Source organism: Thermococcus sp., from assembly GCF_027052235.1.
Classification (GTDB): Archaea; Methanobacteriota_B; Thermococci; order Thermococcales; family Thermococcaceae; genus Thermococcus.
In genome coordinates, this window is the sequence record NZ_JALUFF010000081.1 from 43,289 (window position 1) to 70,031 (window position 26,743).

Sequence of the window (26,743 nt, forward strand, 5' to 3'; positions counted from 1 at the left end):
CGGGTGGTTGTGATGAAGAAAGCGGTGGCAACCTTTTTGGCCCTGGTTCTCCTGTTGAGCCTTTTACCCGCGACCAAGTTCGCCAGCGCGAGGGAAGGTTCGAAGATAATCGACGGAAATCTGAACGACTGGACACCCTCTGACCTCGTTGCAATCGGCAGGGACAACGGGCAGGCAGGGGCAAACCTCGGAAAGCTCTACGTTGCTTGGGATGACCAGTACCTCTACATAGCGGTAGAGACCAACAACACCGCCAGCTGGGACGTTGCATACGGTTTCGGAATAGACGTTGACCCCGGTGCCGGAACCGGCTACAACGGAACCAGCGACGCGTGGGGAAGGAAGGTCGGCTTCACCAGCGGCTTCGGCCTTGAGTACGAACTCTACTTCTGGTGGAGCGGAAGTTCGGGAATGGGCACGGACAACTTCATAACGTGGACTGGAAGCGGATGGGACTACAAGAGCCTCGCGGATGTTGGGGCGAAGTTCGCTTACACCGGCGACACCTCAACGGGCCTCAAAACCCTTGAGATAGCAATTCCCTGGTCTGCCATAGGCGGAATGCCCAAGAAAGTGGCCGTAATGTCGTGGATTACCGGCAGTGGCGGTTCTGCCGTTGACAGCCTCCCCGTTGGCCCGGCAATAAACTACTCGGACATAGGTTCCGAGTGGGGAGACACCGACGTTTTCTCCAACATGGCCGTCGTTGCGGTCGGCCCGAAGACCATAGACGGCAACCTGAGCGACTGGAGCGGTACTGAGCTCGTTGCTGAAGACGTCAACGGGACTGGAGTTCCGGGAGGAAACCTGACCAAGTTCTACGTCTCCTGGGACAAGAACTACCTCTACCTTGCGATAGAGACCAACAACACCGCCAACTGGGGAATGGCCTACGGCTTTGGAATCGACGTTGACCCCGGAACGGGGAACGGCTACACCTCTGGCGGGGACGCCTGGGGAAGGAGCATCGAGTTCGGAAACGGCTTTGCCGTTGACTACGAGGTCTACTTCTGGTGGGACGACAGCAGTGCCTCGATAACAGCCGCCCAGCTCAACACCTATAACGGTGGTTGGGATTACCCGAGCCTTGAGAGCAAGGGCGGAAAGTACGCCTACACGGGCGACTCAAGCAGGGGACTTAAGACCCTTGAGGTGGCCATTCCCTGGTCTGCCATAGGCGGAAAGCCGAAGAGCTTCGCCGTTTCCGCGTGGATTACAGGGGGAAGTGGCTCGGCCGTTGACGTACTCCCGCAGGAGAGCGTTGCGAGGGACAGCGGTGACGAGTGGAGCGACACCGACGTCATAACCGAGATGTCAACACTCAGCATCTTCATACCTGCCCCTGAGCTGGTTCCTCTCCTTGAAGGTCCGACCGTCGTTGGCCTCAACAGGGTGGCCCACTACACCCTCACGGTCAAGAACCTGGGTTCTCTCACCGCCGAGAACTTCAGCGTTGTCGTCTACGTTGACAACACAACCTTCGGTGAGTGGAACCTCACCCTCGGCCCGAGCGAGGAGAAGGTCATCCCCTTCAACCTCACCTTCAGCCAGCTCGGCGATCACGAGATTAGGGCCGTCGTCGACCCCGACAACAGGATAAGCGAGGTCGACGAGACCAACAACGTGGCGGTTCTCAACGTTCAGGTCATATGGGTCGGGAAGGTAGACGTCGACGGAAGCCCGGACGACTGGCCCAAGTGGACGCTTAAGGACAACACCTTCCTCGTCCAGAACGGCTACTTCATCTGGAAGGATGCAATGAACGACCAGAGGCACGACAAAGACCCATACCTTCCGGGCAGGAGCTCAGCCCACGCGGACCTCACAGAGGTTGGCGTCAGCAAGGACGATAAGTACGTCTACTTCCTCTTCGAGTTCCAGAACATGAGCAACATCAAGATAGGGCAGAACGGGGCAACGCTCATAGCGGTTCCCATCGACTTCAAGAAGGGCGGTAGCAACGAGTTCGCCGCGGAGCTCGACACACTCACAGCCATAAGCTGGGACCTTCAGTTCGTGGTCAACCTCGGCGGTGATGAGCACAAAGGCGAGACGAGCGTCGTCGTTACACCGGGGACGAGCGTTAAGTCGCTCTTCTACATCCTCATGCCAGACGGGAGCATGATAACGCCGGAAGGTGCGCTGATGGGTGTTGACCTCTCGAAGAACACCGTCGAGGTTAGACTACCCCTCTCGCTCTTCGAAGGCCACACCGAGTTCAAGTTCCAGGTCGCGACGGGCTTCAGCTACGGCCCAGCCGTCTGGAACTTCGGAAACGACTTCGCCAACGACAACATACCTGACGTCGTTGACACCGTAAGCCCCGGTCCGACGCTTAACGCCTTCACAAACAACGTCCTCGACTACTACGTCGAGATAAAGATGAACAACGTCGTGGAGAGCGCCAAGGTGACGACGATTGAGGAAGAGAGGCGCCAGCTGGCCCGGGACACTTTCTTTGCCATAGCCAAGTACTACTCGCCGAAGAGATTCGAGCAGAACTACAAGACCTACCTCAGGCTGATGCAGGAGATAGAGAAGTACAAGCCCTCGGGAAGCACCGCCGAGGAGCTGGAGAAGATAAACTCCGAGGTAGAGAAGCTTAGGCTCAGGTACGAGCTCGGAATGAAGTACCTCGAACAGTACGGAACCCTCACCGGAGCTATAAGGATATACAGCGCGAACCTTGACCTCAGCCGTATAATCAGAAGACTCCAGAGCATCCTCAAGGCCCTCCAGAGCGGTGAGCTTGAGAAGAAGAAGCACATGGAGGAGCTCGCCAAGAAGCTCACCAAGAACATCGACGGCAACCTCGACGACTGGAACGTCCAGCCGGTGGCGGTCGATGAGAAGAACTTTGGACAGGACGGTGCAGACCTGAAGGCCCTTTACGTCGACTACGACGACAACTTCCTCTACATAGCCCTGACGACCAACAACAAGGCCTCGTGGAGGATTGCCTACGGAATAGCCCTCGACTACAAGGACGGTGGCTACACCACCGGACAGGACAGCTGGGGCAAGAAGATGAGCTTCACCAGGGGAATAGATGCGGAGCTGTACTTCTTCTGGAACGGGGAGTTCTTCGGAAGCCCGGGAACAGACAACATAACGACCGCCCAGATAGCCATCTGGAACGGTGAAGGCTGGGACTACGAGGATCTCAAGTGGGTTGGCTTCTACGCCTACACCGGAGGAAGCAACGGACTGCAGACGCTTGAGATAGCGATTCCGTGGAGTGCCCTCGGAGGAAAGCCGGCAGAGGTCTCGCTCGTCGCCTACATCACCGGACAGGGAGTCGGCGACTCCGCGGTCGATGCCCTCCCGGACCAGCCTGCAATCCACGACAAGGACCCAGGTCAGGAGTGGACAGATGCAGATGAGTTCACGAACTTCGTGACCGTTTCGATTTCCTGACCCCCTCTCTCTTTTCTCAGAGGAGTGAGAGCAGGTAGAGGGTAAGCGCGACGGCCAGCTGGTTCGAGAAGTTGTCATCGGGCGGGAGGTTGTAGAACTCGACAACAGTACCGGCCAGAGAACCTATAAGCGCCCCCAGCGGGCCCACAAGGGGGATCAGTATCGCAAGTCCTGTGAGAAAGTATGCGAGACTTCCCTCAACGCTTTTCCCGTTTGAAAAGCGGTGCCTTCCATGGCTTTTGCCGATTATAGCGGCAAGGGCATCGCCGAGCGTCGCGAGGGCTATTGCCCCGACGGCTATCCTCGTGGAAAAGAAGTAGACCACGATGAAGGATGCAGCTGCAAAGTATATATGGGCCGCGACGCGCTCCCTCTCGTGGGGCCTCGTTATCTCGTCTATGTGCCTCTCAAGCCTTTCCACGTGCTCCGCAAGTTCAGGAGGGGCGTAGAGATGCAGCCTCCTGAGGACTTCCTCACGCCATCCCTCTATAACCCTGAAGGGCTCCAGAGCAACGAAGACCGCAAAGGCCGTGCCAACGAATATCAGCGTCGCGTTCCTGCCCAGGAGGAGGTAGATTATCGGAACTGTAAGGCCTGTCAGATGGAGGGCCTTGCGCTTAAGTTCGCTTTTCATGCTCACGCCTTATCACCTCCAGAGCCTCAAGGAGGTTCCCAACAACGTAGTCGGCGAAGCGACTCTTTCTGGAGCGGTAGTAGCCCCGCCTTACGAGTATCGTTGTTGCCCCGATTGACTTCCCGCCCCTCATGTCGGTCTCGTCCCTGTCACCTATAACATAGACCTCCTCATCCGGAAACCTCTCCAGGGCCAGCCGAAAGTTGTAGTCTTCGAGCTTGCTGTGACCGGTTTCGCCGCTTATTATAACCCCGTCAAGGTAATCACCTATGCCGAGGAACTCTATCTTCCTCCTCTGCCACCGGGTTGAGGAGTCGGTTATCAGGACTATTCTGGCTCCAAGCTCCTTCAGGCCCCTGAGGAATGGGATGGAATCGGGGTAGAGGCGGAGGTGTTTGAAGAACAGCTCCTCTATTTTCTGCGAGAAGTAGCTCACATCTTCCTCACTTACGTCGCCGTAAACCCTCCTCAGGATGAGCCCGACGAGCTCCTCAAAGTCGAGCATGTGGGCCTTTTCGCTTCCCTCAAGCTCCCTGAATTTACCAGTAAGGACGTAGAGAACGGCCCTCACCTTACCCCTCCTGAGAAAGGTGGGGATTGACGCGAGTATCGTCCTCTTTCCTGCCTCCCATGTGTTGCAGAGGGTGTCGTCGAGGTCAAGGAGGACGAGCATGATAGCTTCTCTCCCGGGAAGCTTTAAACCCTTCCGGTGGGAAAGCTTAAAAATAACCGGCTGAAGGGAAGAATGATGAGGGGGGAAGAACTCATACTGGCCGGCATGGCTCTGATATTCACTGGCTTTCTCCTAATATTCATTGGAACGCTCCTCTCGGCCACCGGGGAGGCCGAGGTCGAGGGCGGAGGAGTCATAATGATAGGCCCAATCCCGATAGTCTTCGGAACCGGAAGGGGAGTAACGATAGCAATGATCCTCGCGGTTGTTCTGATGGCCCTCTGGATAGTAGGTGCTCTCCTAGCTAGGAGGGGATGACGTGGAGTTCCTTGCATCGCTGGCGATTCTCCTCGTCGTTGCAAAGAGCCTGGAATGGCTCTTCGAGAAGTTCGAGATTCATCCCATAATAGCCCACGTGCTAACAGGTATAACCCTCGGCCCCTTCCTGCTGGGCATCATAGAGCCGAGTGAAGGGCTTGAGGTTCTAGCGGAGTTCGGTCTCATAATGATGATGCTCTACATGGGGCTGACGAGCAACTTCTCGGCGATAGCCCAGAACACGAAGAAAGCCATCGTTGTCGCCTCCCTGGGCGTTGCGTTCTCCTTCATCTTTGGCTTTCTCACGGTCTACCTCTTCGGCAAGGGTCTGGCGGCAGCCATATTCGTCGGGGCCACACTCGGGAACACCGCCATAGAGGTCACAAGTGGCGTGCTCGTGAGGGAGAGGGTGAAAAGAGAAGTTTCGTCGATACTCATGGGAGCTGCCTTTGTTGACGACATCATAGCGGTCTATCTCATCGGCATAATCACGGGCATGAGCAGGGGAAGTCTTAACCCCGTTTCCTTCGGGGTGCTGACGGTAAAGATAATAGCCTTCATAGTGGCCACTTTACTCGTCTCAGAGCTCGTCTTCAAGCGCTCCCAGAGGTTCTACGCGATAGTAAGAAACCTCAACATCTTTTTCACCTTCACCCTCATACTCACCTTTACCCTCGCCATACTGGCCGAGTGGGTCGGCCTGAACCAGATAATTGGGGCTTATCTGGCCGGTCTCACGATAAGCAGGCTGAGGGAGAGGAAAGACCCGCTGGTGATCACTAGGATAAAACTCAACGAGCTGATAGAAGACCTTCAGATTGTTCTAACGGAGTTTTTCATTCCCCTTTTCTTCATCTACGTGGGTCTTGAGTTCAACCCACCCCTTACAACCCTCAGTCTGAGCTTCATAATTCTCCTCTACGCCTCGGCAGTTCTGGGGAAGCTCCTCGGCTGTGGACTCGGGGCAAAGCTCTTCGGCCTGAGCTGGAGGGACTCCACACTCATAGGAATCGGCATGGGTGGCAGGGGAAGCCTTGAGATGGCAATCCTGACTTTTGGACTGAGGAACGGGATAATAGACCAGGTGGTTTTCGCAAGTGTTATCATGGTTTCGATGCTCACGGCACTGACAACGCCAATATTCTTCAGGGCGTACATAGAAAGGGCCTTAAAGGGGTGAGGAGGACGACCGTCGGTGGAAGGATGTTTCCGGAGAGGGGAAGCGGAGAGGATGAAGTGCTGAGGGAACTGGAGGAGAAGACTAAGGAAGACCTGACCTTCGACTCGGGCAAGATTTTAGGTTCCATGTGCACCTACCCGCATCCTCTAGCCATCAAAGTTGTTACGATGTACATAGACAGGAACCTCGGAGACCCCGGTTTACACGTCGGGAGCCATGAGATTGAGAGAGAAGCCGTTGAGATGCTGGCAAACCTCCTCGGCCTTGAGAAAGGCTACGGCCACATAGTCTCTGGAGGAACCGAGGCGAACATTTTAGCTGTAAGAGCCTTCAGAAACCTGAGCGATGCTGAAAAGCCGGAGCTCATCCTTCCGGAGAGCGCCCACTTCTCCTTCATAAAAGCTGGAGAGATGCTCGGCGTTAAGCTAGTCTGGGCGAAGCTTAACGATGACTACACCGTCAACGTGAAGGACGTGGAGGAAAAGATTACGGACAACACGATAGGCATCGTAGGCATAGCGGGAACGACAGGTTTGGGCGTTGTCGATGACATTCCCGCCCTGAGCGACCTCGCCTTGGACTATGACATCCCCCTCCACGTGGATGCTGCCTTCGGTGGCTTCGTGATTCCCTTCGCCAAGGCCCTCGGCTACAATATCCCGGATTTTGACTTCAGGCTGAAGGGTGTCAAGAGCATAACGATAGACCCCCACAAGATGGGTATGGTGCCGATCCCAGCAGGAGGAATAATCTTCCGCGAGAGGAAATACCTTGAGGCGATAAGCGTCCTCGCACCCTATTTGGCTGGGGGAAAGATATGGCAGGCTACAATAACGGGAACGAGGCCCGGAGCAAATGCTTTAGCGGTCTGGGCAATGATAAAGCACCTCGGCTTCGAGGGCTACAAGAAGATAGTGAGAACGGCAATGGAGCTCAGCAGATGGTTCGCGGGCGAGCTTAAGAAAATCCCCGGAGTTCACCTTATCCGCGAGCCAGTCCTGAACATTGTCTCATTCTCGACAAAAAACCTTGAGGAGGTCGAGAGGGAACTGAAAGAACGTGGCTGGGGCATAAGCGCTCACAGGGGCTATATCAGGATAGTCATGATGCCCCACGTGAGAAAAGAACATTTAGAGGAGTTTTTGAGGGATTTAAAGGAGACCATGGAGCGTTTGTGAGTCAACACCATACATCCGTCAAAAAAATAAAGAAAGGGCATCACTCTTTTCTTGCTTCCCTTCCATTCCTGAAGAGTGGCCACCACGCCTTCTCTCCGAAGAGGCTCATGAAAGCTGGCCCTATGAAGTATACCGCCATCGTCGCCGTCAGGAGTATTCCGGTTGCGAGTGCAAAGCCCATCTCCCTCGTTCCCCACGTGCTGCTGAGCATCAGTGCCCCGTAGGTGCTCGCCAGAACCACCGCTAGGCCTATGACGAGCTTGTCCATGGTTCCCGCCGCAACTATGAGCGACTCGTCGGGCTTCCTCCTCTCGAACTCGTCCCTTGCCTTGACGAGGTAGAAGCTGTTGTAATCTATGCCGACTCCCATGAGCACGACGAAGACCATCAGCGGCAGGAACCACATAACCTGCTGGTTGAAGACCCTCTCGAAGAGCCACGTCGAGACCCAGATGCTCGTCATAACGCCGAGGAAGATGGTTATCATTGTTGAAGCCACCGCCGGCAGTCCCTTGAGCGTCGGTATCAGCGATAGGAACATGAGCACCAGAGCCACTGGGATTATCCTGTGCCAGAAGATGTCGTTTATCCTGTCCGCCAAATCCATCGAGAGTGCCGCTCCTCCTCCGACCAAGCCAGCCTTTATCCTCGGGTTCTTCTCTGCCAGTCCCCTGACGTAGGCCCTAAGTTCTTTCACGAACTCCCTAGCTTCTCTGTCCGTTGGCCTGTAAACGGTCTCGACCTGAATCAGCACCTTGTCGCCCTTTGATGAGATGAACCTGTCCCCTCCAAGGGCTTTCACAGCCGAAAGGGTTAAATTGCTGACCGGTTCTCCATAGGGCCTCGTTGGTGAATAGACTGCCTTAACTCCCTTCATCGAGGCTATATGAGCCGTTATCTCGTCTATGAGCTTGAGGTCGTCGTCGGTTATATTGCCGTTGAACTCAATTACCACGTAGTTGGGCGACATGAGCGAGGCCCCGAGCTTCTCCTCGCTGAGCGTCATGAACTTGAGCGTGTCACTGTCCTTCGGCAGGAACAGCGTTAAGTCGTGGGTTCCCTTGAAGTTCAGGAAGTTGTAGGTTGCTGGCGTCGCGATGAGGAGCGCTATCAGGAGGACGACCTTGGCGTGCCTGATGACCCACTCGGCAATCTTGCTCCTCTCGTGGACGTCCATTGTGCTCACATGCCTTATATGCCTCGGCCACCAGAACCAGCTCTTGTCCCCTATCAGCGCGGTTATTGCTGGAATGAAGGTCAAACTAGCTAGAAGCACCGTGATTACCGCGAGCGGAGCTATTATGCCCATCTGCTGGAATATCGGGAACTCCCAAGCTAAAACGAAGCTCGCGAAGGCTATTATGTCGGTGAAAGCGCTGGCCAAAACGGCATCCTTGGCCCTCTTCAATGCCTCAGCGACGGCCTTCTCGTGGTCGTAGCCTTCAGCCACGTACTCCTTAAAGCGGTGGACGTAGTAGGTCGAGTAGTCAATTCCGAGACCGAGGGCGGTAGTTATCGTCAGCATCTGCGCCCAGCTCCCGATGTTCAGGATTCCTCCCTTCGCTAGCAGGTAGGCTATTCCCAGGGCGGTCAAAGCGGAAGTTGCGACACCCGTAAACGGCAGGAAGGTCGCGAGCAGGGCCATTCCCATGAGGATGAAGAGGACTACCAACGCCATTATCATGCTGGCTTTTGTCGTTGTGGCGTTGTCCCTCTTGCCGTACTCTGTCATCTCGTGCATCTGAATCGCGGTTCCTCCGAGGGCTCCGTCAGCCTTGGGGAAGTACTGTCTGAACTCCTTAAGGGCTATCCTTTTGACGATGGTGGCGTTTCCTGCCCGGTACTTGTAGGGGTCGTCGCTCGGTCCCGGCCTTCCGCGCGGGACGAAGGTTATGAGCATCGTGGTGTTGTCACCGCTCTTGAGCATGCTTAAGTAGACACCCGCCTTCTCCTTCACCGTCGGGAAGAGTTCCTCAGCTAACGGCTTGACGTCGGTGGGGGTTATCCTGTCGGGCTCGTCCTTAAACTTGAAGGCGATGTCAACGAGTTGTGAGGCGTTGAAGGTGATCTTTATGCCGTAGGGGTTGCTGTTTGCGTAGGAGACCACGAAAGACTTCACAGTTTCCTTGACGAGCTTCTCTATATCCCCATCGCTCATCGGGTAGTTCTTAACGACTGTCTCGGTGACGTTGAGGAAGAGTGCCTTGAACTCCTCTGGAACACTCGCCTTGCTCATCTTTTCTTTGACTCCCTGGAGGAAGATGTCCTCGGCGAGTTTCCTTGGGTCTGCTCCCTCGTAGAGCTTTCTCACAATCTCCGAGACGTTGAAGTTTGCCCCGCCACTCCCCGAAGCCAGCGCCGAGACGACCTTCACCGTTGCCTCCTCAAGCTTCTCACCGCTGAGTATTCCCTCGGGGTCTTCGGTGGCGGTTTTGACTATTAGCCCGGCCACATCGCTGGCGTTCGGGAGACCGGCCCTGGAGAGCTCCTCCGTAAGGCCTTCCTTCAGGATTTCAATGGCGGTTCCGTTGAGAGCCTCCTCGTCGCCGTTGCTCTCGTAGATTGCTCTCAGTGCTTTCTCGTCGATGTTGATGCCTGCCTTTGCCGTTACCTCCTTAAGGACGGAAACCGTGGCGTTTTCGAGGAGCGAGGGATTCGTCGAGAGAACACCCGTGGCATTTTCGTCGTGAGCCATAACCGTATCAACTATCAGTGGGGCTAACTGAGAGGCCTCGCTTGAGAGGTTTTCCTCTATGCCCGCGAGGAGAATGCTCCTCTCAAGCTCCTTCGTTGGGCCCACCACCAGAAGCTCCATCAGGACTTCCTTCGCGTTCGGGAGCTTTGAGATGGGGTTGTTTGGAGCGTTGCCCATGAGCGAGAGAGCGACCTCAACTGTGGCGTTTTCTACGGCTTCAGCGCCCGGGTTGGGTCCGAGTGAAATTGCCGTCTCGACTATTCTGGAGAAGGTCTTTGCATCGAGCGTCCCAAATCCCTCGACCTCGACCGTCTGGTTGCTCCGGGCTATCACCTCTGGAAGGCTCTGGAGGGCGGAGGTAGCTATCTCTGATACAGCGCTCTTCAGTTGGTCGGGAGCCATGGCCTGAAGGGCGTACCCGCTTCCGGCCTTTTCGTCAAAGGTCTTAACCCTGAGGTAGAAGGTCGTTCCATATGTCTCAACGAGTGAAGCCTGCTCCTTAGGAGAACCAGCTTTTACGATGCTTTCGGTGACGTTTGCCAGGAAAGTATCCGTTATCGCCCCGTTCCCAGCGCTGGCGTAGATTGGATAAACCGAGTTGAAGACAGCGTAAACGAATTCGGGGGTCGTTCCCGTTTTTTGGGCTATATCCTGCGCCTCGGCCTGAGTGAGACTTCCCCTGTCGTAGGCCCCGCTTGCGAGGATGGCCTTGTGAACGGCTATCACTCCCATGTATGTCTTTCCGTAGGTCGAGTTCAGCGTGTACAGTCCATGGTTGAGCTCAGCCAGCGTGGAGTTGAGGGACTTGAGCATCTCCGCCGTTGAAGTGAGGTTCCTGTGAAGGGCAACGTAGGCGGTATCCGTCCGGTTCAGCGCGTTTCTAAGGAGAACCGTCTGGTTGTAGAGTGCTGTAACGTTCCCCTTTAAGGCGAGGTAACCCTTCGCCGTGCCTACGAGGGCATTCTTAACCATTTCCGTCGTGTTGTCGAGCCGGTAGGTCATCTCAAGGAGCCTTCCAAAGCCCTCGTTGCTCTGCACTGCAGTCGAGTAGAGAACCCCCGTTAGGTTTGCCGTCATTCTGGTGAGGTTGAGGGTTAAATCGTAGGTCATGTTCCAGAGCTCGTTAATAGCGTCGTAGTACGAGGTCACGTTGTCCGCGTATTTGCCCTCCACCCTGTTCTTGAAGGAGTAGTAAGCTTTTTTGGCCCTCTCGTCATTGACGTTTACGTTCGTGATAATGAGATAGGTGGTGTTTTCGTTCTGAGCTTTGGAAAACTCCTCGGACATGATATCCTGAACCTTTATGGACTCTATCTTATGAGAGACCATCTGCTCCTCGCTGTAGTTAGTGACCTCGCCCAGCTTCGCCGCGAGCGGTGCCATGAGGATTATGACTACAATCCATGCGAGGAGCACGAGCTTCGCGTGCTTGGCTATCCAATCGTTCCAAGCCATCACGACACCCCCAAAGCCTTTTAAACGGTTGCCACCAATATGTCAACTGTAAATCTGTCTTATCCAGATATGTTTAATTCAGACATATATGGGTTGGGTGAACTTTATAAGCCTTTCGCCGGTGGTGGGAACATGCCGGACTCAAGCCTCATCAGAAATCTGTTCACGGTCCCAATGAAGAACCTCATACTCTTGATCATAGGCCTGAAGGGGGAAGCCCACGGCTACGAGATTCTTAAGGAGATAGAGAAGATAACCTTCGGCAACTGGAAGCCCAGCCATGGAAACCTTTACACCATGCTAAACAAGCTGGCCGAAGAAGGTTTGATAGAGCCGAGGGAGGAATACCGGGGGAAGAGGCGCGTTGTGAGGTACGCCCTTACCGAGAAGGGGTGGCTCTACCTGAGGGAAGCCAACGAGCTCGCCCTCAAGTCCCTTTACCTGGCCGTTCAATATCATGAGAGACTCCGCGAGAAGCTCAGGGAGATGGGCTACGGAAAGGAGATACCCGCGGAGGCAATAGGGGAGTACATAAAGCTCCTCGACGGCATCATTGACATTCTGGAAGAGAAAAAACGGGAGCTTGAAGAAATCAAGAGGAGAAAAGAGCTCAGAGGAACGGGTTCCTGAACTTCTTGCCCGGATAGACCGCTATTCCCTCAAGCTCCTCTTCAATCCTTATGAGCTGGTTGTACTTGGCGTTTCTGTCGCTCCTCGCTGGAGCACCGGTCTTTATCTGGCCCGCGTTGAGGGCAACCGCTATGTCGGCTATGGTTGAGTCCTCTGTCTCTCCCGAGCGGTGCGACACAACGACGCCGTAGCCTGCCCTGAAGGCGGTGTAGGCAGCGTCTATTGCCTCGCTCAGCGTTCCTATCTGGTTGACCTTGAGGAGGAGCGCGTTGGCGGCGCCCATCTCTATGCCCTTCCTTATCCTCTTCGGGTTGGTGACAAAGAGGTCGTCGCCGACTATCTGTATCTTCTTCCCGAGTTCCTTCGTTATCATGACGAAGCCTTCCCAGTCCTCCTCGTGGAACGGATCCTCAATGGAAACTATCGGATAAGTCGAGACGAGCTCCTTGTAGAGCTCCAAAAGCTCGCCCCTGTCGTACTCCTTTCCAGCAACGACGTACTTGCCTAGCTCTTCGTTAAAGAACTCGCTCGATGCAGGGTCGAGGGCAAAGGCTATTTCGTCGCCGGGTTTGTAGCCGGCCTCCTCTATAGCTTGGATGAGCAGTTCAAGGGGCTCGTGCGGTTCCTTCAGGGGTGGTGCAAATCCGCCTTCGTCGCCGACGTTTACGGCGTTCTTACCGTAGAGCTCGGCGATTACCTTCTTGAGGACGTGGTAGGTCTCGCTGACCCAGCGGATGCCCTCCCTGAAGGAGTCGGCTCCAACGGGCATTATCATGAACTCCTGGAAGTCGAGCTCGTTGCCCGCGTGAACGCCACCGTTTATGACGTTGCTCATGGGAACGGGCATGATGTAAGCGTTGGTTCCGCCGATGTACTGGTAGAGGGGCAGACCGAGAGCGTTCGCTGCTGCCTTTGCAACCGCTAAGGAAACGCCGAGGATAGCGTTGGCACCGAGGTTGCTCTTGTTCTCGGTACCGTCGAGCTCAAGCATTAGCATATCAATGTCCCTCTGCCATGTGACGTCCATTCCTATGATTTCCGGTGCGATTATCTTGTTGACGTTCTCAACGGCCCTCCTTACCCCCTTCCCGTGGTAGCGCTTCCCGCCGTCGCGGAGCTCAAGTGCTTCGTGGGTTCCAGTGCTTGCGCCACTAGGAACCGCTGCTCTACCCATGCTTATCGGCGTGTAAACCTCGACTTCAACGGTTGGGTTGCCCCTGCTGTCGAGTATCTCTCTCGCTACAACGTTCGTTATCTCGAACGGGTTCTCCATGCTAATCACCTCGGGTGATATTCAGTGCCCTCAATATAAAGTTGGCGATTCGCTTTTAAGGGGCCGTGCCAAGTGCGTAACATGAAGTGGAAGAGAAAACTCAGGGATGAGGGGTACATCGAAGTCGATGGGTTCAGGATAGAACTCTCCCTTGATAACACGTTTCTCGACCTCGACTACATCCCCAGAATAATCGTCTACGACGAAGAGACTTCCCGCTGGTACGTCTTAAGGAACCCCATACCCAAAGGAAAAACCCTTGAGGAGGGCTGGGATAACGCCGTTGAGGTTCTTGAGGCAATCGCTAGGGGAGATGTCGAGCCAATTCTGGGGAACGATGAAGTAGGGAAGCGCCTCAGAAAGGCGCTCCTCAACCTCCACAAAAATGGACAAGACATCCCCTAATATGTGTTTTTCTTACCCCAATTTCCATATCAGCAACCCCAAATTTCACGGAATCTCCCCCACTTTTGGGCGGAAACCCTAATAACATCCTTAAACGGACGTTAATTGGGGATGTAAATGAGTGAGCGGATTGATATAGCTAAATACATTGATCATACCAATTTGAAGCCCTACGCCACAAAAGATGACATAATACGCCTCTGTGATGAGGCCATAAAGTACGGTTTCTACGCAGTCTGCGTCAACCCCTACCGCGTTAAGCTCGCCAAGGAATACCTGCACGAGAGAAAAGCGGACGTCAAGGTGGCGAGCGTCATAGGCTTCCCGCTCGGGGCAACTCCGACTGAGGTCAAGGTCTTCGAGGCCAAGAAAGCCCTTGAAGATGGTGCCGACGAGCTCGACATGGTCATAAACATAGGTGCGCTCAAGGACGGGGACTACGACTACGTGGAGAAAGACATTGAGGAGGTAGTAAAGGTCGCCCACGAGAAAGGCGCAAAGGTCAAGGTCATAATCGAGACCTGCTACCTGACGGAGGAGGAGAAAGTCAAGGCCTGCGAACTCGCTAAAGAAGCCGGGGCCGACTTCGTGAAGACCTCAACCGGCTTTGGAACCGGGGGAGCGACGGTAGAGGACGTCAGGCTGATGAGGAAGGTCGTCGGGCCGGACATGGGTGTTAAGGCAGCTGGTGGCATAAGGACCTACGAGCAGGCTTTGGCAATGATAAAGGCCGGTGCCAACAGGATTGGGACGTCGAGCGGTGTGAGGATTGTCGAAGGTGCTCCAAAATGATCGAGATTAAGGTTCTCATAGAAAAAGCCATTGAAGAGCTTGAACAGGACGGCATGAATCCGGACATAATCCTTGCCGGCCCGGGTTTCCTTGAGCACGCCAGAGACGCTCTCAGGGAGTTTAAAGGGCTGAAAATATACAGGATTGAGGAGCTTGGATACGATGCAGTGATAGCCGACTCCCACTACTTGGGCCAGATAAAGAAGGCCTCCTACAGGGTCTCTGTGGAGCCCCTGCTTGAGGAGAGGGACGTTTGGGAGCAGATTGAGAAGCTAACAGTCTAAAGGGTCTCCTCCAGCCCGATGTATCTCTTCTTTATGCTCCCGCTCAGGGCGGTGCCGAGCAGCATTCCAGTCGTTACCTCGGTTAGGACCGTGGAGGTCAGCCTGAGGGCTTCACTTAGTCCTCCGCTCCAGTATCCAAAGGCCACGATGACAGCGGTCGCAACTAGTCCCCCTGAGACACCACCGAGGATCAGGGCCGAAAATCCTTCACCATTCCTTGCCACCCAGCCCGTCATGAGGCCCTCAAGGGAGCGGGCAACCACGATAACGGGAATGAGATAGGGACTTCCAGTCAGAAAGGCGAGAGCCGCACCGGCCCCTGAAAGGGCCCCGATTGCCGGCCCGAAGGTCATGGCAACGAACATAACCCCAACGTCCACGAGGGTCACCTTCCCCAGGGCCGTCTCGATTCCAATGAGCGCGAGGGAGGGAGGAATAGCCAGTGCCAGAAGCGTCCCCAGGAGAAGCCTGCGGAAGCTCTTCACCTCCCTCCTCTTCACCCACACGTAGATGACGAAGGCGAGCACGAGGGCAAGCGGGGAATATGGGAGATACTCAACTGCCTCCATCTTGCGCACCGTAAAAAGTAGGGAAAGGGGTTAAAAACCTCACCCGAGGGAGGCCTTCAGGGCCTCCTCGAAAATCTCCATGGCAACGTCTATTTCTTCCTTCGTGACGATGAGCGGTGGAATGAAGCGTATGCTGTTGTCGCCACACCCGAGGAGGACGAGACCGCGCTTCGCTGATTCTTTGACAATTCTGTCCCTCAGCTCTGGATAGCGCTCCTTGGTGTCCTTGCTCTTGACTATCTCTATCGCCTGCGCGAGTCCAATTCCCCTCGCGTCACCGATTACCTCGTAGTCCTCCTTGAACTCTTCAAGGTACTTGTGGAGGTAGTCCCCGACTTCCCTGACGTGCGGGAGGAGCTCCTTCACGATCTCGACGACCTCTATTCCAGCGGCTATAGCGACGGGGTTGCCTCCAAAGGTCGTCGCGTGCCTTCCGGGCTTGTCAAAGCTTATCTCCTTCCTGTGGACGACTCCAGCTAAAGGAAGCCCACCGCCTATTGCCTTTCCGAACTGGATTAAATCTGGGGCAACTCCGAAGTTCTCAATCGCCCAGAAGGTTCCCGTCCTTCCTATTCCCATCTGAACCTCGTCGTCCGCTAAGAGAATTCCGTACTCGTTGGCGAACTTCTTGAGCTCCTTGAAGAAGTTCTTCGGCGGAACGACGTAGCCACCCTCACCCTGTATCGGCTCGAAGAATATCGCGCCCACCTCGTGGGGCGGAACGTGCCTGAAGACATACTCCTCTATGAAGTCGAGAACCCTGTTGATGAGCTCGTCGGGCTCGTCGTAGCCGTCTATACCCCAGGCGTTCCTGTAGGGGTTCGGGTAGGGGACGTGCTCAACGCCCGGCATCGTCGGGAAGAAGCGCTCCTGCTGAACCCACTTGCTGGCGGTTAAACTAAGAACCGCCTGAGTCCTTCCGTGAAAGGCATGGTAGAAGGCTATGAACCTCTTCCTTCCGGTTCCGTACTTCACGAGCTTCATAGCTGCCTCGTTGGCCTCGGCACCGCTGTTGCCGTAAACGACCTTCTTTTCGAAGTCCCCTGGAGAGAGCTCTATGAGCTTTTCAGCCAGAACGACAGCGTTCTCGTAGAAGAAGTCGGTGAGGGAGTAGTGGGTGAACTTCTCGGCCTGCCTCTTTATCGCCTCGATTACCCTCGGGTGCGCGTGTCCGACGTTCATCACCGCAACGCCACTCGCGAAGTCGTAGAAGACGTTCCCGTCAACGTCGTATACCCTTATCCCCTCCCCGTGGTCTATGACTATCGGGAGGTTCTCGGGGTCTTGCGTTGTAGTCGCGAGGTACTTGAAGTTCCTCTCTATGACTTCCCTTGCCTTAGGACCTGGGAGTTCTTTGACGCTCGGTCTAACCACCATGAGGATCACCGGAGGGAAAATCGGAGTCCCGCTATATAACTCTATGTTCATCAATGAACATTTTTGGCTGAAAAATTTTCGAGAAACTAATGGAAAGGGTGAGTCTTTAGGGCGATTTCCACCCCTGATACTGCCGGAAACTATTTGAGGTGTGAATGCAAAGGACAGCCAGCAGTGTTTGGGTGCCCTCCTATGGTTGGTGAAGTTACCCTTGAGACACATCAGAACGCACACATCCTCAAGCTTCTCCTCCTCTTGAGGCTCTTCCTGAGGTTTTTCGCCTTCGCGTATCCCCTCTATCTAACGGTCATGTACAACTTCTGGGTCTTTGAGAGGCTTTCAATGAACCTCTGGATTGGCTACGTAGCTTTTATGGCCATTCTGGAACTCGTTCTCGTTTTCTCGGCTGGCAGGGCATTCTCAACGCCTCTCCTCAGGGTTTACGTTATCATTGCAATTGTTATGGAGTTCCCCTTCTCTCTTTTGGGAATGAGGATTTCTACAATGCTCCCCTTTCTCCTCTGGATGTCCCTCTGGTACGGTTCACTCGCTCTCATAGCCGTTCTCGCCCTCAGGTCTTAAGGTCTGTCGCGGGTAGGGAACTCCCAACGTCTAACTTTTCTGGGTAAGACTTATATCTCTCGTTGTTGAAATCAAAACGGTGGTTTCATGTCATGCGAGGAGCTTGAGGGGCTCGTAAAGAAAATCGCCCTAGCCCTTGTCCTGCTCTTCGTCTCGGGCTTTTCGGTTCTCTATTATACCATCAGAACTGTCGCCTGTTATTCAACGGACCTGTGCTCTAGGGCATACTTGTATGAAAACAATGGTATCTACAACCTCGACATGCTCGCCATTTTCTTCGTCATTTCAGCCCTCTTCATAGCTTTCCTAGCCTACATCTCCTCCAGACTGGAAGGGTAGCCTTTTATCCTTCCTGCCCAAATATCAACCGGTGGTGCCCATGCGCATCGAGGACGTCTACATCTGGGACATCAACGCGAAGTGGCTCGGAATTTCACCGCTCCAGCTCATGGAGAACGCGGGCTCTGGGGTTGCGAGGGTCATTGAAGAGCGCTTCGGCAAAGGTTTGAAGGTGGCGGTTTTCTCGGGAACTGGCAACAACGGTGGCGACGGTTTCGTTACCGCTCGGCATCTCAGCTTCGACAACGAGGTTACCCTCTTTCTTGTCGGCGAAGAAGCGAAGATAAGGAGCGAGGAAGCTCGGCACAACTGGGAGATTCTGAAGGGCCTCGACTTCTTGGAAATCAGAGTCCTCAAGGACTCCTTCTACGTAAGGTCGCTCGACCTCTCTGGCTTTGACGTCATCGTGGATGCCCTCCTCGGGGCCGGGACGAGGGGAGAGCCGAGAGAACCGATACGCTCGGCCATCGAGAAGATAAACGAGTACGCTGGAAAGGCTAAGATAGTCAGCATCGACCTTCCGAGCGGCTACCCCTCCCAAACCCGCGTTAAAGCGGACTTCGCGGTAACTTTCCAGTGGGACAAGGAAGAGTACGAGGGTTTTGAGCGAATTGTGGTTAAAATAGGCTATCCGGGGGAGCTTCACCACCTCGTTGGGCCGGGGGATGCGAAGTTCGCGCTGAGAAAGAAAGGCCAGCACAAGGGCCAGAACGGAAAGCTACTAGTTATAGGCGGTAGCGAGGACTACTTCGGGGCACCTTACCTCGCCTCCAAGTCGGCTTCCTACATCGTTGACCTCGTTTATCTAGCCATGCCCGAGTATTCAGCTGGAAGGATAAGCGACCCTGACCTGATCCTCCGCCCGGTCGAGGGGAGGAACTTCACTCGGGAGCACGTCGATTACCTGATAGAACTCGCCGAAAAGGCAGATGCAGTCATCATCGGCCCGGGCCTTGGCCTCAGGGATGAAACCAAAGCCTTCGTAAGGGAGTTCGTGAAGCGCTGTGCTAAGCCAATGGTGATAGACGCCGACGGGCTGAAGGCGGTTGCCGAGGATTTAAGCGTTCTAAATGGAAAGACCTTCGTCCTAACTCCCCACGCGGGCGAGTTCAAGGCCCTCTTTGGAGCGAAGCCTGAGGGTTCGCTGGCGGAGAAAGCGAAACTCGTGATGGAGAAGGCAGTTGAAATAGGCGGTGTGATACTCCTCAAGGGACCCTACGACGTCATAAGCGACGGGAAGACGTGGAAGTACAACAAAACCGGGAACAGGGGCATGACTACCGGAGGAACCGGGGATGTCTTGGCTGGCCTCGTTGGTGCTTTACTGGCCCTCGGTAATGAACCCCTAAGGTCTGCAAGCGTTGGTGCCTTCCTGAACGGCCTCGCTGGAGATATGGTGAAGGAAGAACTCGGGGAGAACTTCACCGCGCTGGAGGTTGCTAAAAAGGTTCCAAAGGCCGTGAGGTGGGTGGAGGAGTTCTGATTATTCCACCTTCCAGAGGAGAATGGTTATCCCAAGCAGAGGGACACTGTAGGCCAGTGAGTATAGTGAATGACTCACCGTAAATAGCACTATCATGGCTAGGTACATCACTAGCAGGTGCTCTTTTTCTCTGGAAGAGTAGTACAGATTTGTTGCCAGCAATTTTCCGAGGGCAAGAATGAGAAGAGAGGTGACCCAGAATAGGACTTCCGAACCTCTCGTTAAGAGATAATAAGAGACCGGTACTATGTACGGGGCGATAATCAACGGGATTAGGGCTTTTTTGCCTGCTTCGGCTCCTCTGCTTATAATACTCACTGCCTCCATCAATACCCACAAGGTTAACGAGAGCACTACCCCGACTACATCGCTGTTGGATCCGTATTTTGTTGCTGTTATCATGAGGAACCACAGTAGGGCCGTGAAAATTGGTTTCCAAGTCTTTTGATCTCTTTTGTAAGCAAAAACGTGAATTGCCGCGATTGGGATTAAGAGAATAAGAGAGGGGATATCTGGAGGCCAATATCCGTATTTTAGATCCCACTGGAGACCACTTCCGATTCTTGCTATGCAAACCCCTACAAATCCTGAAAATGTAGCCAAAACTAGAGGCCCATCGATGGCATCTCCCTTGGAGGATATTTTTACTATGCCCAAGTAGATTGCAAGGAACAGCAGGTACAGCAGTGTATCTCTGATGGGGCCCCATGCATCTTCTTTAATAGCTACTTGGGTTGAAATGGGACGGGACACGTTGTCGATTTCCACGGTGATTAAGTATTCCCTGCCCCCAAATTTGTCTATGTAGTTACCTATCACGGGCTTTCCGAAATAGTGATCGGCCATTTCATTATCGAACGTTAGAGTTATGATTATTGACCCTTTCACGTTGTGGGGATTAAGATTGAGCGAGGGGGACGGTACGGTTACGGTTCCCGGAGGTGGTCCGAGGGGCCATATCTCTTTGTTATTGAGATACACTCTCTTGAGTTTAAGGATGACCGTGTCGTTTGGATTGAGAAGTTTTAGATTTATATCACAAATCATAGGCTTGCCTATTTCTACTGGGTTTGATATGCAGTGCATATCCCCGGTTACCTTGTCCGCTTTGGTTGGTGGGGCGAGCAAAACGACGAAAGCCAAGATAATGAGGATAAAGACGAGCGCTTTGTTCATTCTTATCCCCTGGTGGATTTAACTTAATGGAGTATCAATACTATGCTTGTTCATCGTATCTTTTTGAGTATTTAAGCTTTATGATGGTAGTTGGAGTTTGTATTCCCACAAGAGAAAAGTGCTAGATTTGCTGGAAGGTTTTGGAAAGATTTAAAAGAATATGGCTCACCCAACCCCGCAGTAGCTCCAGACGGAGTATCCGTATCCCCCGTTGGCCGGGTCGTAGGCTGGAGCCTCAAGGTAGACCCAGCCGTCCGAGTTGACCCACTTGTCAACCCAGCCGCCGAGGTTGCCGGTGTACTCGTGGATGCACGAGCCGGCGAACTTCGGGACGTGGACCCACTTTCCAACCCTGCTTGAGCCGAGGTTGATGTAGGTTATAAGCCCTGGCTTGTCGCCGTAGCCGTTCCTGACGAAGATGAGCTCGTCGTTATCGTAGTAGACTATACTCGTGCTCCCTCCGGCGAGGTGGTCGTGTATCCAGATGAGGTTCTTGAGCCTGTCCTTGTTGAGCCACTCCTCGTAGTCGCGGTAGAATATGACCGGCTGGCCCTCGTAGGTGAGGATGAAGGCGTAAGCTGGATACTTGTTCCAGATTATGTCCGTGTCGTGGTTGGCGACGAAGGTAACCGCCTTGAAGGGGTCGCGGGAAACGACCGTTTGACCGTTCTGGAGGGCTGAGACGAGGGCGGGAATATTATTGTTGTCGAAGGCCTCGTCCATCTTGTAGTAGAGCGGGAAGTCGAAGACCTTGGCTCCACTCGAGTAGGCCCAGTTGAGGAGGGCGTCAACGTTCGTGTCCCAGTATTCTCCAACTGCCCATCCTCCCCACCAGTTCAGCCAGTCCTTGACGACCCAGGCTCCGTAGCCCTTGACGTAGTCGAAGCGCCACGCGTCGATGCCAATGCTCCTCAGATAAGCAGCATAGCTTTCACTGCTTGCCCATAGCCAGTGCTGGTCCCAGCTTTTGGCATGGCATATGTCCGGATAACCGCCGAAGGTTCCCTCATCGCAGCAGTGCAGGTCGTTTGGATGGAAGTCGAGATAGTTGGCGGTGTATTTGCCCGATGCAACCTTAGAGAAGTCCGTCCACGTGTAGTCGCCAACGAAGGGGTTCCACTCCCTGTCTCCGCCGGAGCGGTGGTTTATCACTATGTCGGCTATGACCTTTATCCCGTAGGCGTGGGCGGTGTTTATCATGTCAATCAATTCCTGCTTTGAGCCAAAGCGTGTCTCGACGGTTCCCTTCTGGTAGTATTCTCCCAGGTCAAAGAAGTCGTAGGGGTCGTAGCCCATTGAGTAGCCTCCGCTGGCTCCCTTCTCCGGAGGCGGAATCCATATGGCCGAGATTCCGGCGTCGTACCACTCCGGAATCTTCTCCTTTATAGTGTCCCACCAGATTCCACCGCCTGGAACGTCCCAGTAGAAGGCCTGCATTATGACCCCGCCGTCTTCGAGGCTGGAATACTTGGCCCCGCTGACCGGTGTCGTTGTCATGCCGATCGCCAGAAAGAGAAGCAACAAAACCACGAGGGCTTTTTTGGCACCCATCCACGAACACCCCTGCTCATAGCCATGCACGGATTCTCAACTTGTATCACTGATGGTGAAATATTTAAGCTTTGCTATCAATGTTCATTGGAAGACATTAAAGTACGCCAACTGAAAAGCCCCAAGTCAAATGTTCATTATCCTTCTGACTTCTCTTGATTTTTCACAGAGATCGCAGCTCTGAATGAAAACGAGCATGTTGAGAAGGTGGAAAAGCTCCACCTCGCTTAACTCTATCTCAGCCTGGGAGACCTTCTTTAGAACCGGTTGAGAGCGTTTCTCTATCTCATCCAGAACCTCCTTGGCTAGTTCGACCAGCTTCGCCCTGTCCCGTATCTCGAAACCGGCCTTCTCCATTATCCGAACGAGCCTATCAGCCTCCACCTGAAGGTAGGCCTGTCTGAATTTCTCTATGCTCTCATCAGGGTCCGCCTTTATGAGGAAGAGCCTTGCCGTCCTGCCGTATATCCTCTCGTTGCCTTCAACGCTTATCTCCTCAACGAGGCCCGCCCTCTCAAGAACCTTCACGTGCCGGTATATCGTCGTTCTGTCCTTTCCAAGGGCAAGGCTGAGCTCCCCGATGCTCATCGGGCTCTTTCTGAGGAGCTGGAGGATTCTGAAGCGCGTATCATCGGAGAGTACCTTAACCCTCTCGGGCTCGGTTATTATGATGACCTCCTTCAAAACTCACTCCTCCAGCTTGTCCTGTGGGGTTTCTTCTTCCTCGATGATTTTCCTTCCGGCGGCGACCATGTCTATGCTGTGAACTACGCCACCGAACTCCTCTATAGTTCTGACTATCTCGTCGTAGTCGAGGTTGTCCCCGACTATGGTTATCTTGACGTTCTCAGTTTCCTTGTCTATCTCGACGAGGGTTATGTTTACCCCCTCAACCCCCTCAAGCTCGCTCAAGCCGAGGGCCAGCTCCGTCACTATCGGCTGGTGGGGCTTTAAAACGTCAAGAACCAAGAGCCTTATTCCCTTTGCCATTCCCCTCACCGCTCTATTCCGAGTATCTCACCCAGCCTGCGGACGAGGGATATGAACTCCTCATCACGGCCCATCCTGGCCATGGCGAGCCATTCGATGGCATGAATTATGTCCTCGTCCGAGAAGTCCTTCAGTTTCTCCTCGTTGGCCTCTATCTCCTTCGATATCTCAGTCTTGTACTCGTGCTCCTTCTCAAGGAGCCTGTCCATAACGTCCAGCAGTTCCTCCTCGTCGAATTCATAGCCTAAGGCCTTGAATATCTCAAGCTTCGTCTTCAGCTTTGAGCGGGCGAAGTAGCGGAGCTCCTCGTCGCCGAGGTAGAGGTTGATATAGAACGCATCCGCTGTTCTGCCGTAGTACTTCTCCACGAGGTTGCCCTTCATCTCAGTCCTCTTGACCTCAACCAAACCCGCCTCCTTGAGCTTCTCGATGTGGTGGTATATCGTCTGGGGGGTCTTCCCGAGTATCTCGCTGAGCTGGGAAATCGTCATTTCCCTGTTCCTAAGGAGGGCCAGTATCTTCCTTCTCGTATCCTCAAGCATGAGTTTTATCACTTTCGGGTCTGTGATTACCTTAACTTTGGTCATCTGTCCCACCCCATTTTAACGTTCTAATGTGATTTTTAACGTTCATCAGCATTTAACCTTTTCTCTCCCACAAAAGTTTATATATGTAAAGGTCAGGCCGGTTAATGAGCGGGATAAAAAGTCCATCGGGAACGCTTAAATAGGCCTTCCCGAAAAAACTTCGGAGGTGATAGGATGGAAAGACCGAACCTCGACTTCCTGTTCTATCCGAGAAGTGTCGCGGTCATAGGAGCATCCCACGTCCCCGGAAAGGTCGGCAACGCAATAATGCGCTCCATAACGCTCCGCTTTGGCGGAAAGGTCTACGCCGTCAACGTCAAGGGCGGCGAGATAGAGGTCAACGGGAGGAAGTTCAAGGTTTACAGAAGCATAAAGGAGGTTCCCGACGAGGTCGACGTCGCAGTTATAGCGGTTCCGGCGAAGTTCGTGCCGGATGTTATAGACGAGTGCGGTGAGAAGGGCGTTAAAGGCGCCGTTGTCATAAGCGCGGGCTTTAAGGAGGCCGGGAGGGCCGATTTAGAGGAAGAACTCGTCAGAAGGGCCAAGAAGTGGGGCATCCGCGTCGTCGGTCCGAACTGTTTGGGAGTTACCAATCTTGAGAACGGCTTCGACTGCAACTTCAACCCGCCGGAGAGGCAGGCGAGACCACCTTTCGGGAAGGTCGCCTTCATGAGCCAGAGCGGTGCCTTTGGCGCGGCAATCCTCGACTGGGCCGCCAGAGAAAAGATAGGCATGAGCAAGTTCATCAGCCTCGGCAACATGGCCGATTTGGACGAGAGCGACTTCATGGCCTACCTCGGCGACGACCCCAAGACGGGTGTCATAACCGGCTACATCGAGGGCGTTAAGGACGGGAGGAAGTTCTTCAACACCGCTAAGGAGGTCACCCTCAAGAAGCCGGTCGTTATACTCAAGAGCGGAAGAACCGAGGCCGGAGCTAAGGCGGCAGCTTCCCACACCGGTTCGCTCGCCGGTGCCTACAGGATTTATCAGGCGGCCTTCGAGCAGACCGGTGTCTTAGAGGCGAAAAGCATGAGACAGCTCTTCAACTACGCCAAGGCTTTGGCCATGCAGAGGCCAGCAAAGGGCAACCGAGTGGCTATAGTTACCAACGGCGGCGGCGCCGGCGTCATGATGAGCGATGGTCTGCTTGAGCGTGGAATGAAGCTCGCCGAGCTGAGCGAGGAAACTATAGAGAAGTTTAAGCGGGACATCGAGGCAGGAAAGCTCCCGGAGCACATGAGCTATAAGAATCCGATTGATGTCATCGGCGATGCCCCATCGAGCAGGTATGAGATAGCCATGCGCTACGCTTTGGAGGACGAAAACGTTGACGTTCTCGTCGTTATAGCGCTCTTCCAGAGTCCGGCTCTCGACGAGGGCATCGTTGAGGCCATGGAGAGAATGAAGGCCTACGGCAAGCCGATGGTCTTCATAGCGCCAGGTGGAGACTACCCGCACAAGATGGCCAGGAACATCGAGATGAAGGGGATTCCAGTTTACGAGACCGTTGAAGACGGCGTCGATGGGGTCTACGCCCTCGTTAAATACGGCGAATGGCTGAGGGAAAACGGGAGGCTTTGAGCCCCATTTTCTTCATTTCTGCAGTATCTGGAGCCCGACTACCCTTTTGAAGTCGTCATCGAACGTGGCGATTTTTTCTATGCCATAGAACTCGCAGGTGGCCGCTATGAGTGCGTCGTTTGGGAGGAGGTGATATTTCTCAATCACGTTCTTCGAGCGGCTAACTATCTCTGCATTGAGGTCAAGGGTGCTGAAGAGTGACAGTAACTCAAAAACTGGTTCCAAGTCGATTTTGGAGAGCACGTGTGGCTTTTTCTTTATCTCATAGGATTTCATTCCAGTGCTTGCCTTTATGTAGAAAAAGAGAACCTCAGATGCCACTATTGGATTTATAAATCCCCTGATTTTGCTGTCTTCGACGTCTCTGATCAGTTTTTTAGCCTCTTCTATGCCGCCGAGGTGGTATATGAGGACGTTGGAGTCAAAGAAAACGTTGTCCTTACCACTCATCTTCAATCTCCTCAATAATCCTGTCAATATCCTTTTTGCTGAGCTTTACAACCCCGAACGTCCTCTCGGAAATTCTCCTTGGGATTATCTTCACCCTGACCTCGCTTCCCTCAGGGATCTTCAGCCTCTTCTTGGGCTTCAGTACGCCGTTTTCGTAAACGGCATCGACGATGACTTCCATCCTCCCACCGTTTTTGAGTTGGCGTTGATGTTTGATAAGGATTTTGGCCCGCCTTACTTGCATAGATATATTACCCTTCGGTAGAAGGGAAATCTATAAATACCCGGAGGTAGAAGGGAAATAGGCATAAACCTTTTTATCCGGGGTGGCAAGGGTCTCCTTGAGAGGGAGGCGTTAAAACAGTTGCATTCTGAGTACATGGAAGCTCTTGCAAACATTATGAAAGAGGACGAAGATGCGCCGTTTAACTTGGGGCCTGTTGGAGCCTGGCCAGAAATAAAAACTATTCCAGTGGGATTCTATGTTAAATTCGGTGCGCTCTCAATTGTGCGCTACCCGCCTGTGGAGTGGAAAGTCGAGACTGCGGATGCAGAGGTACTTTTGGCGGACAAGAGACTCTACATATTCACCATGTGGACGAGTAGAGGAATACGTGGTAAGAAGATACACATCATCTTCGCGGGACTGCCTCACTACGCGATAAAAAGAGTCTCTGTCAAGGAGGGCTTGGTATCGGGATCAAGCTTTCGGGTAGACTACGGTGGCTTTTATCTCGAAGGTTGGGACAATCCCAAAGAAGCGCGTTTCTGGATGACTTTTAAGAGCAAAAAGAAGGACATCGACTACCTCGGCCAGAAAGTCAGTGCGGCACAATTAATGGCGAGCTGGTTTGAACTCCTTTCCAACAGGGCGAAGAAAGAAAACTGGGACGTTGGGGGTATTCTTTCCAAGGAGGACATTCCTCTTTGAGGTTTTATTACCATTTATGCATTGGAGAACACTCTTTCAAAATCCCTCAAATCGAAAGCCGGCCCAAGGTTCTCCTTTCCTTCTATACTCTTCGCAACTATCCCGAAGTGCTTTTCGTAGTCCTTGAGGCCTATAAGTTCGACCTTTTTCCTGAGACGGCTTAGAATCCTTTTTGCATCTCTTTTGCTCA

Annotated in this window: 26 protein-coding genes; 13 read left to right on the plus strand and 13 right to left on the minus strand. The window is 53.7% G+C overall.

The annotated features are described in order from the left end of the window. Window positions 1–12: 12 nt before the first annotated feature. Window positions 13–3,417, plus strand: a complete 3,405-nt coding sequence (locus MVC73_RS10330) for a CARDB domain-containing protein (protein ID WP_297510712.1) — start codon at window positions 13–15, stop codon at window positions 3,415–3,417. A gap of 16 nt (window positions 3,418–3,433) precedes the next feature. On the opposite strand, the gene MVC73_RS10335 is transcribed toward MVC73_RS10330, so the two are convergent. Next, the gene (locus MVC73_RS10335; RefSeq protein WP_297510714.1) at window positions 3,434–4,057 is read right to left on the minus strand and encodes a diacylglycerol/polyprenol kinase family protein; all 624 of its coding nucleotides are present in this window, start codon (window positions 4,055–4,057) and stop codon (window positions 3,434–3,436) included. Then, entirely contained in the window at window positions 4,035–4,724 is a 690-nt protein-coding gene (locus tag MVC73_RS10340) for an HAD family hydrolase (RefSeq protein ID WP_297510716.1), read from the minus strand. Before MVC73_RS10340 ends, MVC73_RS10335 begins: the two co-directional genes overlap by 23 nt. Window positions 4,725–4,799: 75 nt before the next feature. Between MVC73_RS10340 and MVC73_RS10345 the strand changes: the two genes are divergently transcribed. The 3 genes from MVC73_RS10345 to mfnA are packed head-to-tail and all read left to right on the plus strand — an operon-like array spanning window position 4,800 to window position 7,400. Further along, window positions 4,800–5,042: a DUF131 domain-containing protein gene (locus tag MVC73_RS10345; RefSeq protein WP_297510720.1), complete on the plus strand. Its 243-nt coding sequence runs from the start codon at window positions 4,800–4,802 to the stop codon at window positions 5,040–5,042. A 1-nt stretch (window position 5,043) separates the two neighbouring features. Further along, window positions 5,044–6,222: a cation:proton antiporter gene (locus MVC73_RS10350; protein ID WP_297510722.1), complete on the plus strand. Its 1,179-nt coding sequence runs from the start codon at window positions 5,044–5,046 to the stop codon at window positions 6,220–6,222. 23 nt (window positions 6,223–6,245) lie between these two features. Then, on the plus strand, window positions 6,246–7,400 hold the full coding sequence (gene mfnA / locus MVC73_RS10355; protein WP_297510784.1) for a tyrosine decarboxylase MfnA: 1,155 nt from the start codon (window positions 6,246–6,248) through the stop codon (window positions 7,398–7,400). Window positions 7,401–7,440: 40 nt separating this feature from the next. Here the strand turns inward: mfnA and MVC73_RS10360 are convergent, their stop codons facing one another. After that, window positions 7,441–11,550, minus strand: coding sequence for an efflux RND transporter permease subunit (locus MVC73_RS10360; protein WP_297510723.1), 4,110 nt, complete (start codon window positions 11,548–11,550; stop codon window positions 7,441–7,443). Between the two features lie 132 nt (window positions 11,551–11,682). On the opposite strand from MVC73_RS10360, the gene MVC73_RS10365 reads away from it, so the two are divergent. Further along, window positions 11,683–12,180: a PadR family transcriptional regulator gene (locus MVC73_RS10365; RefSeq protein ID WP_297510725.1), complete on the plus strand. Its 498-nt coding sequence runs from the start codon at window positions 11,683–11,685 to the stop codon at window positions 12,178–12,180. Here the strand turns inward: MVC73_RS10365 and eno are convergent. Then, complete coding sequence (gene eno, locus MVC73_RS10370; protein WP_297510727.1) at window positions 12,161–13,453, minus strand: phosphopyruvate hydratase; 1,293 nt, start codon at window positions 13,451–13,453, stop codon at window positions 12,161–12,163. The two genes, MVC73_RS10365 and eno, sit on opposite strands and share 20 nt — an antisense overlap. A gap of 81 nt (window positions 13,454–13,534) precedes the next feature. On the opposite strand from eno, the gene MVC73_RS10375 reads away from it, so the two are divergent. From MVC73_RS10375 to MVC73_RS10385, 3 genes are all read left to right on the plus strand, one after another. Next, window positions 13,535–13,858: a hypothetical protein gene (locus tag MVC73_RS10375; protein ID WP_297510729.1), complete on the plus strand. Its 324-nt coding sequence runs from the start codon at window positions 13,535–13,537 to the stop codon at window positions 13,856–13,858. A 117-nt stretch (window positions 13,859–13,975) separates the two neighbouring features. Next, on the plus strand, window positions 13,976–14,650 hold the full coding sequence (deoC, locus tag MVC73_RS10380; RefSeq protein WP_297510731.1) for a deoxyribose-phosphate aldolase: 675 nt from the start codon (window positions 13,976–13,978) through the stop codon (window positions 14,648–14,650). Next, entirely contained in the window at window positions 14,647–14,934 is a 288-nt protein-coding gene (locus tag MVC73_RS10385; protein ID WP_297510733.1) for a family 4B encapsulin nanocompartment shell protein, read from the plus strand. Before deoC ends, MVC73_RS10385 begins: the two co-directional genes overlap by 4 nt. Here MVC73_RS10385 and MVC73_RS10390 read toward each other — a convergent pair. Next, window positions 14,931–15,512 carry a hypothetical protein gene (locus tag MVC73_RS10390; protein ID WP_297510735.1) on the minus strand — a complete coding sequence of 194 codons (582 nt, stop codon included), beginning with the start codon at window positions 15,510–15,512 and terminating at the stop codon, window positions 14,931–14,933. The two genes, MVC73_RS10385 and MVC73_RS10390, sit on opposite strands and share 4 nt — an antisense overlap. Before the next feature lie 30 nt (window positions 15,513–15,542). Further along, complete coding sequence (locus MVC73_RS10395; protein WP_297510787.1) at window positions 15,543–16,880, minus strand: ornithine aminotransferase; 1,338 nt, start codon at window positions 16,878–16,880, stop codon at window positions 15,543–15,545. Between the two features lie 192 nt (window positions 16,881–17,072). On the opposite strand from MVC73_RS10395, the gene MVC73_RS10400 reads away from it, so the two are divergent. The 3 genes from MVC73_RS10400 (at window position 17,073) to MVC73_RS10410 (ending at window position 19,284) form a co-directional block, all read left to right on the plus strand. Further along, window positions 17,073–17,462: a hypothetical protein gene (locus MVC73_RS10400; RefSeq protein ID WP_297510737.1), complete on the plus strand. Its 390-nt coding sequence runs from the start codon at window positions 17,073–17,075 to the stop codon at window positions 17,460–17,462. A gap of 87 nt (window positions 17,463–17,549) precedes the next feature. After that, on the plus strand, window positions 17,550–17,801 hold the full coding sequence (locus MVC73_RS10405) for a hypothetical protein (protein ID WP_297510739.1): 252 nt from the start codon (window positions 17,550–17,552) through the stop codon (window positions 17,799–17,801). Window positions 17,802–17,841: 40 nt separating this feature from the next. Continuing rightward, window positions 17,842–19,284 (plus strand): NAD(P)H-hydrate dehydratase, encoded by a 1,443-nt coding sequence (locus MVC73_RS10410; protein ID WP_297510790.1) that lies wholly within the window; start codon window positions 17,842–17,844, stop codon window positions 19,282–19,284. Here the strand turns inward: MVC73_RS10410 and MVC73_RS10415 are convergent, their stop codons facing one another. The 5 genes from MVC73_RS10415 to MVC73_RS10435 all read right to left on the minus strand — a co-directional run bounded on the left by MVC73_RS10415 (window position 19,285) and on the right by MVC73_RS10435 (window position 23,588). Continuing rightward, entirely contained in the window at window positions 19,285–20,460 is a 1,176-nt protein-coding gene (locus MVC73_RS10415; protein ID WP_297510741.1) for a hypothetical protein, read from the minus strand. 165 nt (window positions 20,461–20,625) lie between these two features. Beyond that, complete coding sequence (locus MVC73_RS10420) at window positions 20,626–22,011, minus strand: alpha-amylase (RefSeq protein ID WP_297510743.1); 1,386 nt, start codon at window positions 22,009–22,011, stop codon at window positions 20,626–20,628. A gap of 126 nt (window positions 22,012–22,137) precedes the next feature. Beyond that, the gene (locus MVC73_RS10425) at window positions 22,138–22,695 is read right to left on the minus strand and encodes a transcriptional regulator (RefSeq protein ID WP_297510744.1); all 558 of its coding nucleotides are present in this window, start codon (window positions 22,693–22,695) and stop codon (window positions 22,138–22,140) included. 3 nt (window positions 22,696–22,698) lie between these two features. Continuing rightward, complete coding sequence (locus MVC73_RS10430) at window positions 22,699–23,001, minus strand: DUF211 domain-containing protein (protein ID WP_297510745.1); 303 nt, start codon at window positions 22,999–23,001, stop codon at window positions 22,699–22,701. A 5-nt stretch (window positions 23,002–23,006) separates the two neighbouring features. Continuing rightward, window positions 23,007–23,588, minus strand: coding sequence for a winged helix-turn-helix domain-containing protein (locus MVC73_RS10435; RefSeq protein ID WP_297510747.1), 582 nt, complete (start codon window positions 23,586–23,588; stop codon window positions 23,007–23,009). 174 nt (window positions 23,589–23,762) lie between these two features. Between MVC73_RS10435 and MVC73_RS10440 the strand changes: the two genes are divergently transcribed. Then, complete coding sequence (locus tag MVC73_RS10440) at window positions 23,763–25,172, plus strand: CoA-binding protein (protein WP_297510749.1); 1,410 nt, start codon at window positions 23,763–23,765, stop codon at window positions 25,170–25,172. 12 nt (window positions 25,173–25,184) lie between these two features. Here MVC73_RS10440 and MVC73_RS10445 read toward each other — a convergent pair whose 3' ends face one another. Beyond that, window positions 25,185–25,622, minus strand: a complete 438-nt coding sequence (locus MVC73_RS10445; protein WP_297510751.1) for a type II toxin-antitoxin system VapC family toxin — start codon at window positions 25,620–25,622, stop codon at window positions 25,185–25,187. Then, window positions 25,612–25,803, minus strand: coding sequence for an antitoxin family protein (locus MVC73_RS10450; protein WP_297510753.1), 192 nt, complete (start codon window positions 25,801–25,803; stop codon window positions 25,612–25,614). Before MVC73_RS10450 ends, MVC73_RS10445 begins: the two co-directional genes overlap by 11 nt. A gap of 198 nt (window positions 25,804–26,001) precedes the next feature. Here MVC73_RS10450 and MVC73_RS10455 point away from each other — a divergent pair, with 198 nt between their 5' ends. Next, entirely contained in the window at window positions 26,002–26,553 is a 552-nt protein-coding gene (locus MVC73_RS10455; protein WP_297510755.1) for a hypothetical protein, read from the plus strand. Window positions 26,554–26,743 lie beyond the last annotated feature (190 nt).